We start from the raw sequence: 13,539 nt of genomic DNA on the forward strand, positions 1-13,539 counted from the left end.
TTACTTAAGGAAGCGAAGTCGTTGATTGGAGTTAATATTCGAGATTATGGGATGTATATCGCTTTATTTGTCATTATGTTGACTTTTTCAATCATGACGGATGGGCTGTTTATGTCATCTCGGAATATTAGTAACTTGATAGATGCAACGGGTTATATTGCTGTTCTAGCTGTTGGGATGACGCTAGTCATTGTTATTCGTCATATTGATTTATCCGTCGGATTTGCGGCAGGATTTATGGGAGCTATTGCGGCTATACTGCTTACACAGTTTGGAATGCCATTTTATATTACGATTCCGATTATTTTAGTGTTGGGAATGATCATCGGTTTATTTAATGGTTTCCTAGTAGCTCATATGGGGATTCCTTCGTTTGTTGCTTCTTTAGCGGCGATGTTGATTTTCAGAGGGGCATTACTACAGGTAACCGAAAAAACCGGAACGATCAGTATAAAGGACGAACATTTTAACGCTATTGGAAATGGATTCATTCCAGCGATCGCAAAAGTAGGTCAATTAAATTTGTTGTCATTAATCGTTGGGGCACTGATTATCGTCCTGTTCATCTACTTTGAATTCTCTAAGCGAAGAAACAAAATCAAATATCATTTTGAAGTGATATCTAATAGCATGTTTGCCATAAAAGTTTTATTCGTATCCGCCATCATAGCGTATATTACTTGGATTTTAGCGGGATACAACGGATTTTCTTGGACGGTCATTATTGTGTTGATCGTCGTGGTGATATATCACTTTCTTACGACTTCAACCGTCATTGGACGACATATCTATGCCGTTGGAAGCAATCCAGAAGCTGCGAATTTAAGCGGGATTAGCGTCAAGAAAATTACCTACATTGTTTTTTGTTCCATGGGATTGTTGTCGGCACTCTCAGGGTTACTGTTTACTGCTCGTCTGCAATCGGCTACGACGACTGCGGGTACATTATTTGAACTCGATGCGATTGCGGCTGCTTACGTTGGTGGCGTATCCGCTGCCGGTGGAGTAGGAAAAGTGACGGGTTCCATTATCGGAGCGATCGTCATGGCATCACTCTCCAGCGGTATGAATTTACTCGGAGTAGGGATTTCCTATCAGTACATGATCCGCGGGGGCGTGTTAGCTGGTGCTGTCATTTTCGATGTTATGACCCGTAAGCAGAGAGCATAATTCTATGTTTGGTGAGATATCTAAAAAACGCCGGAGAGTGTTAGTTACAGCTCTCCGGCGTTTTTGTGGTATAAATATAATGCTACATGAGTTTATTGAGATGTCAGATGAAGGATCTTAAATTGAAGTAATGAATATAAAACCAGCTACATTCTTTTGTTCGGAATAGGTACTAAGTTAGGAATTCAAGCGGTTGAAATTCTTAGAAGCAATGCTCAGAAATGTCGTATACAAAGGCTGTACATTAAATTTTTTCCCGAATTCAAACTTATAGAGAGCGGTCTGTAAATTGTTGCTCTTGTGATAAGGGGAGGTTATATAGTGAAGGGTAACTTCACAATCATCGAAACCGGTGCCTCCCGTTTCCATAGTAACCTCATAAATTGAGCTAAGGTGTATCGATGCAACACGGGTCTTTTTACCAGTAACGCCTTGATGGTCAATGAGAATTAATCTTTCATTAGTAATAATAAAAGCGTCACGTACCAGTTTGAAGCCCATATGAATTTCTTCCTCGGGCATAAGATAAATCCCATATTGGCTCTTTAATTCGGGAATAGTTACCTCAGAATAATTTCCCATTAAACCACCAAACAAGTTAGCCATCGTAATTCCCCCTAATTATATTAATACTTTAAATTTTAATTTATTGCTACCTTTCTCATTGGATATTCTATGTAGCCAAAGATTTTTCCTACTTTTATATAGAATGTTTTAAAGTCTATCATCTAGAGCAAAAGGTGTATACAGTAATCATACTAATAAGTATTATGTATTTAATGATCTTGTATTGAAGTTTAAGGAGGGATTAGTATCAGAACGCTAGTGATTAGTGACATACATGGTTGTTATGATGAGTTCAATACACTACTAAAAAATGTGGGATACAACCCCGAACAAGATAGGCTTATATTGGTAGGCGATTATGTGGATAGAGGGTTAAAGAGTAAAGAGGTAGTTGAGCAAGTGAAATCATTGGTTGAAGAATGGGGAGTAATCGCTCTTAAAGGAAACCATGATCAGATGATGGTAGACGCTATCGATAAGGAAGAAGATGTTGATGATAAACGCTGGATCAGAAATGGGGCGTTCCAAACACTTGAAAGTTATAGTGGCCTAGATTTCAGTGACGAAGGTTCTGAGTGGGATACATATATAGAAGGAAAAGAATATATCATGAAACATTATTCCCATCATTTAGAATTTCTACGATCATTGCCACTTTATTATGAAACGGATAGTCACATATTTGTTCATGCAGGAATTAATCCATCATATGAGAATTGGAAAGAGAGTCAGCCCCTTAACGAATTTTATTGGATTAGAGATGAGTTCTTTCATCATGCAACCAACTTAGAGAAAAAGGTTGTGTTCGGTCATACACCAGCAGTCAATCTGCATGGGTCTGAAGATATATGGTTTAGTCCAATGGGAGATAAGATCGGCATTGACGGTGGGTGTGTATATGGCTTGAAATTAAATTGCTTGGAGATCAGTGATGATGGAGACTATACGACACATTTTGTGAAGAAGGTTGCATTAGACAAACGGGATGACATTTAAGTGTTGTTATAGTAGATCGGTATAAATTCATATAACAACATATCATGTTCAGTATTATATGAATTGAGGAAGTTCTTAATGATGTTTATAAAATACTCAATGGGAGGTAAATATGCAAATTATTAACCTACTAATTAGTGCAACATTACAGCTAATACTATTCTCGATTATCCCTTTTATATGGTGGTTGATTTCTGGCAGAAAGGCACTGGGATTATTTAAATGGTTAGGCTTAAAAAAACCTGTTGTTAGAAATAAGATTAAATATATAATCACTTTTGTAGGTACAATCATTGTTATGGGGATTCCAGCATTCTTAATTGTTCCTATGTTTGTAGATAATTCTGAATTTGCTTCATCCCAATTTTCTGGACAAGGAGTGTCTGCATTAATTCCAATTCTGATCTATGCTTTTTTACAAACAGGACTTTCTGAAGAATTGTTGTTCAGAGGTTTTTTGACCAAAAGGCTGGTACATAAGTTTGGCTTTCAAGTAGGTAACATGGTACAAGGTTTATTGTTTGGGTTTATGCATGGTGCGATGTTTATATCAACAGCAGGATTGTTAGGTGCAATAATTATTATTGTGATCACAGGTACAGGCGGTTGGCTAATGGGTTGGATTAATGAAAAGCAATCTGGGGGTTCTATGATCTCAAGCTGGTTACTTCATGGTTGTTCTAACTTGTTAGCTTCCATTATAGTGATGTTTAATATTTTTTAGTCATATCATTATCATGTGTAACTGGTCAGTAATGTTGAAATCGTCGAACTAATATCAATTGAGGAAAATATGGAAGAACTATCTGAGCTTTTAATGCAAGTTGTAGAAGATGGGGCATCAATAGGATTTTTACCACCATTAAATCGTTTAGAAGCTGAACATTATTGGGGAAATGTATTAGATCCTGGAGTCATACTTTTAGTTGCGAAAATAAACAATATCATCGTTGGAACGGTACAGCTACAATTGTGTACGAAGCGAAACGGTAGTCATAGAGCCGAAATTGCAAAATTAATGACCCACCCTAATTATCGACGTAATGGTATCGGTCGTGCCCTCATGCGAACGGTTGATGAAAGAGCCAAGAAAGAGGGTCGGTCATTATTAGTTCTCGATACTAGAGAAGGAGACCCATCCAATCTCCTATACACTTCAGTAGGTTATATTCAGGCTGGACGGATTCCCAACTATGCGATGTCTGCAACTGGCGAATTAGATGCTACGATATATTATTATAAAAGCATGATGTCTATATATCGACGGTAGGATGGGGAGGTTTACTGTAGATGGAGTGCATATAGAAGGAAAACTAGCAATTTTTTTGGTCTTACTACCCAATATAATATTTGCATTTCTTCCTCCAAAGCATGTTACAACTGATTTACGTACTACACCATGATTTTTACCGTATTAGAACAAGTAGGGAAATGAATTCTAATTAGTTGGATATAAAGGGTGCCTTATTGACATAGCTATCGTCATTCAATTGCTTAATTAAAAAGTCGGCAATGTCCCTGTTCGAGATACTATTCCCGGGCATATCCACCAAATCTTCTTTGATCACTCCGCTAGACGAGACATCTTTAATAAATGGGAGTCTAACCAAAGTCCAATTCACATTACTCTTGGTTAAGATCTCGTATTCTCTTTGTTTGTCCCTTATCAATTTTGGGAATATGATTCGAAAAATAGAAGCTCCTAAACGATTAGTAAACTGTTTTTTATCCTCATTTAAGGTTAATGAACCCCCAGAAACGGTTATGTATCTATGAATCCCAAGTTCTTGCATAACGCTAAGTATTTTAGAAGTTGTATCACTAAAAAAAGAATCGTTATCTTTTGCGGGACCAATAGTATTGATTACAGCATCACAGTCCTCTAACAATGTTCGAATATCATCGATCTTACTGACATTACCAAGGACAAGCTCACACTTAGGATTTATATGTCTGCGCCTCGATAGTAAGCGAACAGTATAGCCGGCATGTAGGGCATGCTCTGCTAAATATTTTCCAACCTTTCCATAACCACCAATAATTGCAATTTTACCGCTATATATCATAAGGGGTCACTCCTTATTCCTAGTTTATGTCATTTACGTTATGCGAGTGGAGGAGGTTTCACATAGGTCGCGACTACTTAAACTATGGAATCTCTGAATTATTCCTCCCAAAACAAATCATTCAAAGTCATAGATAATGCCCTGCATATAGCAACGCATAAACTTAAACTGGGATTATATTTACCGAGTTCGATTAATCCAATGGTCTGTCTAGATACGCCGACTCGTTGGGCTAGTTCTTCTTGTGATAAATCTTTTGTAACCCTTGCCAGTTTTAATCTGATATTTTTCAAACCCAATCACCTACCCAATTCTATCTTTTAGTCATCTAGATCTTTCTGAGCAGCCTTTTTACTGGCCTGATTTGCAAAATGATGTGTTAATAGCATAGCTACACTTAAAAAAGGGATGTAGATCATTATTGAAGCTATGAATACGATAAAAAATGTCTGTAAAGAGTGTAGACCACCATCGCCATAGACGATAGCGCTTCGTATTCCAAAGCATAAAGCCAAAGCAACACCAATACCTAATCCCCAAATAACATTTTTAATGCTCATTGGAAGTTTGCTTCTTTGATCGTGAATCTCAACTTCGTCTGAATACAAACCAAGTAAGATCGATCTAGTTCCGTAATAAAGAGAAGCGACTCCAAAAATAACAATTTCTGTGATCATCATCCGTATGTTTTGGTCAAAGTAAAGGATCTTCACTATGACTGAAATACCAAATAAAATATAGACAAGGATATAGGTTTCTTTGTATAGCTTGTTGCGTGTGTTTACAATCCGTTCATCAACGGATTTTTTCTTAACTGTCCACCATTTCATAATCATCCAACCTCCAATTAGAAAATATTACCTGATACTTATAAATTTAATTTATACTATTTCTGCCAAAATGTCAATTATATATTGCATTTAAGTTGTTATACACGTCATTATTAGGGCGCTCTTCAACGTCTACATTAGGAAAGGAATCATCATGAACACTCGCCTGAAGTGTAACCTTATATACGAAAAAGGCATCTTTCACACAAATAGATTGTGCAAAAGATGCCTCTCAACCAGTTTCAGTTGTTGCGTAAAAGCATTCGATTATGTTCGTAGTAGCTTCGCAGCTGCAATTGTTTTGAAAAAGCTTAAACAGATTATAATCAAGAACACGAAAAGGGGAAGGTTACTTATGTAACATGAGCCTTAATGACTTGGCTTTGTTCTTCATATACGTATACGGGCATTTGGACAGAACACTCTCATCATCGCGCAGAAAATACTGTTTCCACTCCAGATTGTCCTCTTGCCCATACCATTTCAGGGATGGGTGTGCGGGAATATCATCGTATTCGACCAGCTTTTTGCGTATCAGCTTCTTCATATTGCGGCCCATTACTGTGGAATCGTTGATTTCTTCGAATACCCAGCGGGGCTGAAATGCGATGATAAAATAGGGTGTGTGACGGCTTTTTCGTAGTTTATGTGCCGGGGTAGCGCAGAACGCGAAGTAAGGATGCCCATTGAAGCAGAATTCCCAGGATTGGTCAGATGGATCCGTCGATATATGATCAGGCCAGGGAGTCGTATCCTTTGCGTTAACTCGGTTTAAGAGAGACCAGAATATCTGCTCATAATCTTCAATAGAGAATGCATCCGACAGGTCTTTTGGGGACTCGAAAAAAATAACAAGTGAAGCGTATTTGCCTGTATCCCGTGAGCAGTCACCGTACTCCTCAAGCAACTGGGCGACTTCCGTAATCGCTTGATTACTTCTTGGATCGGCCGCGAAGCCGAAGCGCAGGTTATTCGATAGAAACCCTTGGCGACCCGGAATACAGGGGTACGAACCCTCGGGATCCGCAATCATAGACGTGAATTGGCTAAATGCATCTTGCTGCCAATACGGTAGCTCAACTTTATGTTCATCCAACCAGACCTTAGTGTTCAAATGGGCCATTTCAATCCAAGCCTCCTCGTTAAGTACAAAACATACTATGCGAGGTGAAAAAGATGGGTGAATGCCTAGGACCAGAGGAAGGCTATTGTATTGTCGAAAGAAGCGCAAGTCTAATGCTGTATGCGTATCTTATCCGAACAACTGCACAAAAGCTCGATAACCGAAGTAAAGGCCAAAGCCAAGCAGGGAAATGCCGGAAACTGCTGAAATGATACGCAGAGTGGAAGGGCCTGCGAAACGGTGAAAAGAGCTGGCCATCAATGCCATGAATACATCCCAAAGTAGGATGCCAGCAAAGATGCCCATGCTATGCCATAGCACAAGGGAGAGACCCTGATTCTGAACGCTATTGGCAAGGATTGAGCCATAAATGCCAAGCCAGAATAGAATGTTAAGTGGATTCATCAGTGCCATTAGAAATCCGGAGCGAAATGAGTTCATTCCGGTTTGCGTACCACGTGCGGAAATCTCAGGTGCGGCATTGATATTTCTTAGCGTTTCAATTGCAATATAGAGAAGAATAAAGCTGCCAAATGTCCACAGGAAGGTTTTCATAAATGGGGTATTTAGGAAGTGCGCCAGACCGAAGTAAATAAGCAACATGTAGATGAAATCTGCGCACATAGCGCCCAGGCCGAGGAGCCATGCGTGAGTAAAGCCCATCCGCGCACCTCTGTCCAGTTGGGCCGCATTGATTGGACCAATGGGTGCGGATAATGAGATACCAAGTACCATATAGGTGAAGAAAGCATTCATTGGACAACGCTCCTTAAAAATAGAAAATATTGTACAAGTCAATGTATTCAAGGGGATTGTCTAATAGAAGAGGCTATATTATTCTCACAGCGATGGGTGTGCACTTATCACCGTTGCAGACACTTTCTGAGCAAGGACAAGCCGATATGGCGATGATCAAATCCATTTCGGCACGAAGTTCGACATAATCACCGGCTTTGGATAGTGGTCTTTCCACGCTAATATTACCGGATGGGTCGATAACCGTATTCATAAACAGGTTAAAGGGATAATGCTGGTCAGGTGCCAAGAGACCAAATTCCATAAGTGCCTCATTCAGGTTATTATAGCAGCTTGCATGTTCCTTTTTGTTGTACAGAAACTCATACATCTCAGGACGGCAGGCGGAATTGATAAAGTCATGCCGGCCCACGGTATCCGAAATAATGGTGAGTAACGGTCTATATTGGTTAGAGTAGAGAATATCCCCGGGCTTCACATTCATCTTATGCAAAGCGTCCATGGTTACACTAGGGTCGATCCGCTCATTTGGATTGCTGGCACTATAGGCTGCGAAATCAGCTACCTGCTCACCTTCGACATCGGTCACACGGACAATCTGCCCTTTGTCTAGCTTGAAGCCAAGTCCTCGGGTGGCGGGAATGAGCCATTCTTCTTTATTCATTAGTATCCTCCTTGTATGAGTTTCTTTCACCTGCGCAGGTTAGTATGCCTCTTGGGAGAAAAAGTAATGTGAAGTAGAATCACAACAATCGAATAATTTGATTTTGTCATGTAGAAGGGGTTAAATAGTATGCAAAAAGGATAGATAAGGCAGTTATATCTGCTTGATCTATCCCTTTTGCTACCCTAAAGAAGTCCGATTTCCATCGCTTTCTGTACCGCTTCTTCTCGATTGCGTACTTCTAGTTTGAGATATACAGAGGAGGCGTAATTCCTCACGGTTCCATCAGATAAGTATAATTTCGAAGCGATGGTTTTATATCGTAGTCCTTGGGCTACCATCTTTAAAATTTCTAACTCTCGCGAAGTTAGCCCATAAGCGTCCAAAGTCTTCGATTCCACAGATTGTGCTTCCGATCCATTCTGGGAAGTTTCAAGGTCTTCAAACAATTTGGTCGACATATCTTGAGCAATTATCGTCCCCCCGTGATGAACAAGGCGAATGGTTTCAGCTAATTCACGCGGTTCCATAGACTTCAACAAATAGCCGTCTGCTCCACTTCGAAGCACTTCAATGGCTTTTTCCTTTTCTTGAAAAGTGGTCAGAATCAGCACGCGAATGTCCGGCCATTGTTGTTTAATCAGTTGTGTTGCTGAAATACCATCTCTATTAGGCATGTCCAAATCCATAAGCACCACTTGTGGTTGCACTTGCTCGCAGATGTCCACAGCCTGTTGACCATCTTCAGCCATTCCCACGACTTTTAGATCTCCTTGTCCTTCTAAGAGGGTTCGGAGGCTTTCTCGAATAAAGGGCTGATCGTCAACAAGCAATAAACGAATAACTTCGTCAGACAATTCCACTTGCCTTGGTAATGTGCAGGTGATAACTGTTCCTTCGCCTACTTCAGAGTAGACTGATATTTGTCCTTGTAGATTAAAAGCTCGTTCTTTCATGGCCCTCAATCCGAATCCTTCCTGCAAATGCTCAGCCCCGAGACCGTTATCTTGCACTTCAAGTCGTGTTTGACGCTGTTCAAATTGGAGGGATACTCCAATTTCTGTTGCTTGGCCATGACGCACTGCATTCGTTAACGATTCTTGCAAGCAGCGATAAAAGGTCATTTGAACCTGTCTTGGAATTGCAGATTCTTCCCCAAAGCTTCTAAAGCGAACGTTGACGTTGGAGTTAGCCTGAAACTCATTTATGAGTTGTTGTAATGACTCAACCAACGGCAGTCTGTCTTGCGGCGACTCCATCTGATGAACATACCCTCTGACTTCATCTATGCTCTTACGCGCTAAGTGTAGCAAAGAATCGAGTTTATCTTGGCCTACGTCTGTAACTAATTCGAGTCGTAATGTTTCCATACCCATGATGATAGACGTATATGAATGTCCTATTGTATCGTGAAGGTCCTTGGAGAGTCGGGTTCGCTCTTCGAGGATCGTTACGCGTTCAATTTGGGATACATACTGTTCTAATACGGTATTCTGGTCGCGAATAATTTCATTTTGCCGATGATTAACGACGAGTAGATGAAAGGCAAAACCTAACGCATAAGCCAGTCCTGTGTGTACAATTACTAACCAAGGCGTACTCTGACGTGAGACCATACTGATCAATATTGGAATAACAAGGATGGTAATAGGACCTGACCAACGATGGGATTTCTTGGCACTATTCGCTGCGATCATGAATGCAGGCATCAAAAAGGTAAGATAAGCTTCAGGAAATAAAAAACTCAGATACAAACTTATTCCACCGGAAAGGATCATTTCCGTAACGAGATAATATTTATAGTTGAGTAGCAAACAAAACCAAGGCACAGAAAAAGCGATGATTTCCCAAGAAATTGCTCCCCACAAAGGTAGCGTCAATCCTCCTTGAAATTCCACCATAGTTAGAATGAGGGAAACAGAGAATATAAGTCTAAATAATAGCAAAATCCAGTCATACCAGAACCACTGCTTGACCATATCAAACAAGTCAGTCACCTCTTTCAAACTTCAACCTAATGAACCCTAACTATTATAGAACAAACTCTCCCCACATGCACTTAACATTATTGTGCCTAAGCATGGAGGGATTTAAGCAGGTTATCCTTTAATCGCTTTGATCATAAGACGAGTATAATTTCCAATCATTCTTACGATACGATTTCCCAACCATGATCCAAAGATAGCAAGGATAATTCCCACAACCATGATAAGCAGAGATTTTGGCAATGTATCTATAGGCATATTCATGAAGTAAATTCCTTCAAATGGCATTAGGAAAGGAGTTAAGATTAATGTTATAGGCACGATGTACAAGATAACTGCACAGATAAGACACACTAACCCAACAATCAGTTTCTGCATCAACCAAAGAATCGCTCTCCAGTTACGAGGATCAAGAAGTTCTTCTTTAGCTTGCATCCAAAGCGAACCTTCTATTGGTTGTTTTCCTTCATAGGCCTCTATGGAGATATCCGTATAAATCTTTGTCTGAATACGTTCATATCGTACGAATGTTTGTGTAGAACGCATGACATAGGTAAGCAATGGAATCCCTATTACTGTAAAAGACAAGCTTACACCTAACATAAGGCTGACTAGATAAAAACAAAAATAAAACAATCCCGTAGTGAAAGTGAGTAACAAGAATGCCATGTTTTGCATGTTACATACAATTCGATTTTTCAATTTTATTACACCTCTCTAATGTTTGTTGGGGCCTATATAATCAACCGTAGTTTAGCTTTCCAACTCTCATATTAACTAGTGTCAAAATGTCATATGACATGTAAATAAGCTGATATGGAGCCAAAAGTTAAAGAGGTGACAGAAGGTAACTTGTTAGGATGACAACCATATTGTGATACTGAGAAAGTGTTATCCATTCAATACACACGCTGGAAGGGGGAACCGTAAACAGTCTTTAACCCGTATCAGAATGAGATCAACGAAAAATACTAATAACCATTTAAAGGAGAATAAAGCTATGAAAAAAACGACTCTTAATCTCACTCTTGCGGCTCTACTATTATCTTCAACTGTTTTTACAACTTTTACAGCGCTGGAAGCCAGTGCAGCACCTAACAAAACCGTATCTAATAAGCAAACAACTAAGGTAAGCTCGAAAGGCCCTATAAATTCAAAAGAAATTCAGGCGTTCATGGATCCTGTGTTTGCGGAAAAAATGAAGAAATACAATGTGAACGGGTCTAATTTTGTAGTCGTCAAAGACGGCAAAGTGCTCGTAAATAAAGGGTATGGCTATGCCAATAAGGAAAAGAAAACACTTGTAAATAAAGATACCGTCTTCCAAATCGCTTCCGTTTCGAAGACATTTACCGCCTTAGCGGCCTTGCAGCTTGCAGAAAAAGGAAAGATCGATCTTAAGCACAATATCAACGAGTATCTTGGTGGCATGAAAGTACCTAATAAAACGAATAAACCGTTAACCATGTACGATATGCTGACCTACACAACTGGATTTGATTATCCGGATATATCAACCGATATATCACCCGAAATGGTGTATCAAGACATTCCAATGAGGCAGTATATGACGGAGCATATGCCGACGGTCGTTCGGACGCCTGGAGAGGCTTACACCTATGATAATTATGCTTTTCTACTCGCTGGTTATGCGGTACAGACCGTAAGTGGTATCCCATTCAACCAGTATATGGAAAAGAACGTGTTCAAGCCGTTAGGGATGGGTTCTACTAGTGTTCGTTTCACCCCAGAACTTCTATCAAGAATGGCCACGCACTATGATCCAGATGGCAAACCTCATCCGGCATTTGGACATGCGCCAACCGATGGGGGCCATGGTAGTATCCTTTCAACAGGAGATGACATGGCCAAGTATTTGATCATGTTTCAACAACAGGGGACAGTTGGAGGGAAGAAAATTATTAGCAAGAAAACAGCAAAGCAGATGCAAACCTACTCGGTGTTTGCCGACAAATCACTTCCTATGACGACGGTTGGAGGATTTGAAGGGTATCGTAATGATCTTATGAATGGTCATCATGTCGTCCTCAAGGGAGGTAGCCTGCCTGGTCATCAATCTTTGATCGTATTATTGCCAGAGAAAAATACCGCTTTTTACATGTCCTACAACAATGATACGATGATGAGTTTAGAAGTTTATGAAGCCTTCATGGATCACTATTTCCCTGACGAGAGAGCCCCAGAGAAAAAGACTTACATCCCACTGAGTGAGTCAGATGCGACTAAATACGTTGGATCTTACCAGAACACCCGATTCTATTTCTTGAAAACTAACTTTACATATGCAGATGGGAAGCTGCTTATGGAGACAGGAGCTAGCGGCAAACATACGTTAAAAATGATTAACCCGCTATTGTTTGAAGATGAATCTGGTAACAAACTGGCTTTTAAGAAGGATCATAAAGGTCAGATAGAATACTTCTATTATACAAATCCAAATAGCCTTGATTTTGTTTCAGATGCACGCAAAGTTCATCCGAAGCCAGCATTCGCAGATGTACCTGATGACAGCGTATATAAAACCTACATCGACAATCTGCATTCGCTGGATGTGATAAGTGCTAAATCAGGCAACAATTTTGACCCGCTTGGCAAAGTGACCCAAGGCGAGTTTATGGATACCCTTATTCTTGCCCACGGATGGATAATTCCTGATTACATTAGGGCGAATAAAGAATTAACGAAAAAAGGCATACCTGGATTTGATCGTAATGCCCCAATTACAAGACAAATCGCAGCGGTTATGATTCAAAATCTAAAACAAGCCGAACCCGCAACGGATATTAAGCTGACGGGTAACACGGATCCTTGGGCGGTTAAAGCGATCACCGCACTAGTTTCTCAAGGTATTGTAGATCCAGATACAAAAGTAAAAGCGGATGGTTCCGTCGATTTCCGCTCTAAACAACCTTTACTTCGTCAAGAAGCTAGTGCTTTACTTGATCTTGCATTTGGATACTATACGTTGCCAATCAAGACCAAATAGATTTAGGTGATGAGCATAATGGGATGTATGCGTTAAAGTTATATTTATGCGATTATAGTAGCACTGGAATAGTGATTGTAATATGGACAATTCTATTTCTAGCATGAGAATCTTATCTTTTATTTCATTTTTATTGCATAAGAAAAAGATAAACATCCAAGTATATGCTTAGTTAAACGTGGTGTTTATGAAAAAGATGAGCAGGCCGACCAAGAGATGACCTTGGTCGGCCTGCTTTATTGTGGTAAAGCCATTGTTTCAAGGATGGGTGTTTGGTGTACATATGTCGTTTATTGTAATTAATAGTTGATAATTATAACAAATTGTTGTTATATTAACTATGATAGTAAAAATTACCATTGTATAATAAATTTG

The 13,539-nt window shown here is 39.7% G+C and carries 14 protein-coding genes; 5 read left to right on the forward strand and 9 right to left on the reverse strand.

The genetic code is table 11. The features are described from left to right. Positions 1-51: 51 nt before the first annotated feature. The gene (locus PGLA_RS07150; RefSeq protein WP_425415360.1) at positions 52-1,170 is read left to right on the forward strand and encodes a sugar ABC transporter permease; all 1,119 of its coding nucleotides are present in this window, start codon (positions 52-54) and stop codon (positions 1,168-1,170) included. Between the two features lie 177 nt (positions 1,171-1,347). Here the strand turns inward: PGLA_RS07150 and PGLA_RS07155 are convergent, their stop codons facing one another. Then, positions 1,348-1,776: a PH domain-containing protein gene (locus PGLA_RS07155; RefSeq protein WP_068530832.1), complete on the reverse strand. Its 429-nt coding sequence runs from the start codon at positions 1,774-1,776 to the stop codon at positions 1,348-1,350. A gap of 219 nt (positions 1,777-1,995) precedes the next feature. On the opposite strand from PGLA_RS07155, the gene PGLA_RS07160 reads away from it, so the two are divergent. From PGLA_RS07160 to PGLA_RS07170, 3 genes are all read left to right on the forward strand, one after another. After that, positions 1,996-2,733, forward strand: coding sequence for a metallophosphoesterase family protein (locus PGLA_RS07160; protein ID WP_245699741.1), 738 nt, complete (start codon positions 1,996-1,998; stop codon positions 2,731-2,733). A gap of 112 nt (positions 2,734-2,845) precedes the next feature. Further along, positions 2,846-3,457, forward strand: coding sequence for a CPBP family intramembrane glutamic endopeptidase (locus tag PGLA_RS07165; protein ID WP_084410810.1), 612 nt, complete (start codon positions 2,846-2,848; stop codon positions 3,455-3,457). Between the two features lie 69 nt (positions 3,458-3,526). Further along, positions 3,527-4,003: a GNAT family N-acetyltransferase gene (locus PGLA_RS07170; RefSeq protein ID WP_068530838.1), complete on the forward strand. Its 477-nt coding sequence runs from the start codon at positions 3,527-3,529 to the stop codon at positions 4,001-4,003. Positions 4,004-4,175: 172 nt separating this feature from the next. Here PGLA_RS07170 and PGLA_RS07175 read toward each other — a convergent pair whose 3' ends face one another. The 8 genes from PGLA_RS07175 to PGLA_RS07210 all read right to left on the reverse strand — a co-directional run bounded on the left by PGLA_RS07175 (position 4,176) and on the right by PGLA_RS07210 (position 10,835). Further along, complete coding sequence (locus tag PGLA_RS07175; RefSeq protein WP_068530840.1) at positions 4,176-4,799, reverse strand: NAD(P)H-binding protein; 624 nt, start codon at positions 4,797-4,799, stop codon at positions 4,176-4,178. Between the two features lie 98 nt (positions 4,800-4,897). Further along, the gene (locus tag PGLA_RS26615; protein ID WP_084410812.1) at positions 4,898-5,092 is read right to left on the reverse strand and encodes a helix-turn-helix transcriptional regulator; all 195 of its coding nucleotides are present in this window, start codon (positions 5,090-5,092) and stop codon (positions 4,898-4,900) included. Between the two features lie 27 nt (positions 5,093-5,119). Next, a complete protein-coding gene (locus PGLA_RS07185; RefSeq protein WP_068530846.1) occupies positions 5,120-5,629 on the reverse strand; it encodes a DUF6773 family protein in 510 nt (169 codons plus the stop codon). A gap of 349 nt (positions 5,630-5,978) precedes the next feature. Beyond that, positions 5,979-6,752: a YqcI/YcgG family protein gene (locus PGLA_RS07190; RefSeq protein ID WP_068530849.1), complete on the reverse strand. Its 774-nt coding sequence runs from the start codon at positions 6,750-6,752 to the stop codon at positions 5,979-5,981. A gap of 129 nt (positions 6,753-6,881) precedes the next feature. Further along, positions 6,882-7,508: a LysE family transporter gene (locus tag PGLA_RS07195; protein WP_068530852.1), complete on the reverse strand. Its 627-nt coding sequence runs from the start codon at positions 7,506-7,508 to the stop codon at positions 6,882-6,884. Between the two features lie 73 nt (positions 7,509-7,581). After that, a complete protein-coding gene (locus PGLA_RS07200; RefSeq protein WP_068530855.1) occupies positions 7,582-8,172 on the reverse strand; it encodes a DUF1989 domain-containing protein in 591 nt (196 codons plus the stop codon). 185 nt (positions 8,173-8,357) lie between these two features. Next, complete coding sequence (locus tag PGLA_RS07205; RefSeq protein WP_245699761.1) at positions 8,358-10,151, reverse strand: helix-turn-helix transcriptional regulator; 1,794 nt, start codon at positions 10,149-10,151, stop codon at positions 8,358-8,360. Between the two features lie 120 nt (positions 10,152-10,271). Continuing rightward, positions 10,272-10,835, reverse strand: coding sequence for a sensor domain-containing protein (locus PGLA_RS07210; protein WP_245699742.1), 564 nt, complete (start codon positions 10,833-10,835; stop codon positions 10,272-10,274). A 322-nt stretch (positions 10,836-11,157) separates the two neighbouring features. Between PGLA_RS07210 and PGLA_RS07215 the strand changes: the two genes are divergently transcribed. Beyond that, complete coding sequence (locus tag PGLA_RS07215; protein WP_068530866.1) at positions 11,158-13,164, forward strand: serine hydrolase domain-containing protein; 2,007 nt, start codon at positions 11,158-11,160, stop codon at positions 13,162-13,164. Positions 13,165-13,539 lie beyond the last annotated feature (375 nt).

It is taken from the genome of Paenibacillus glacialis, assembly GCF_001637205.1.
In the GTDB taxonomy this organism is placed as follows: Bacteria; Bacillota; Bacilli; order Paenibacillales; family Paenibacillaceae; genus Paenibacillus_AQ; species Paenibacillus_AQ glacialis.

Bases quoted from the DNA above. Each gene is read 5' to 3' on its own strand.
- PGLA_RS07150 (WP_425415360.1), top strand. From the start codon at position 52: ATGTATATCGCTTTATTTGTCATTATGTTGACTTTTTCAATCATGACG.
- PGLA_RS07155 (WP_068530832.1), bottom strand. From the start codon at position 1,776: ATGGCTAACTTGTTTGGTGGTTTAATGGGAAATTATTCTGAGGTAACT.
- PGLA_RS07165 (WP_084410810.1), top strand. From the start codon at position 2,846: ATGCAAATTATTAACCTACTAATTAGTGCAACATTACAGCTAATACTA.
- PGLA_RS07170 (WP_068530838.1), top strand. From the start codon at position 3,527: ATGGAAGAACTATCTGAGCTTTTAATGCAAGTTGTAGAAGATGGGGCA.
- PGLA_RS07175 (WP_068530840.1), bottom strand. From the start codon at position 4,799: ATGATATATAGCGGTAAAATTGCAATTATTGGTGGTTATGGAAAGGTT.
- PGLA_RS07185 (WP_068530846.1), bottom strand. From the start codon at position 5,629: ATGAAATGGTGGACAGTTAAGAAAAAATCCGTTGATGAACGGATTGTA.
- PGLA_RS07190 (WP_068530849.1), bottom strand. From the start codon at position 6,752: ATGGCCCATTTGAACACTAAGGTCTGGTTGGATGAACATAAAGTTGAG.
- PGLA_RS07195 (WP_068530852.1), bottom strand. From the start codon at position 7,508: ATGAATGCTTTCTTCACCTATATGGTACTTGGTATCTCATTATCCGCA.
- PGLA_RS07200 (WP_068530855.1), bottom strand. From the start codon at position 8,172: ATGAATAAAGAAGAATGGCTCATTCCCGCCACCCGAGGACTTGGCTTC.
- PGLA_RS07205 (WP_245699761.1), bottom strand. From the start codon at position 10,151: ATGGTCAAGCAGTGGTTCTGGTATGACTGGATTTTGCTATTATTTAGA.
- PGLA_RS07210 (WP_245699742.1), bottom strand. From the start codon at position 10,835: ATGCAAAACATGGCATTCTTGTTACTCACTTTCACTACGGGATTGTTT.
- PGLA_RS07215 (WP_068530866.1), top strand. From the start codon at position 11,158: ATGAAAAAAACGACTCTTAATCTCACTCTTGCGGCTCTACTATTATCT.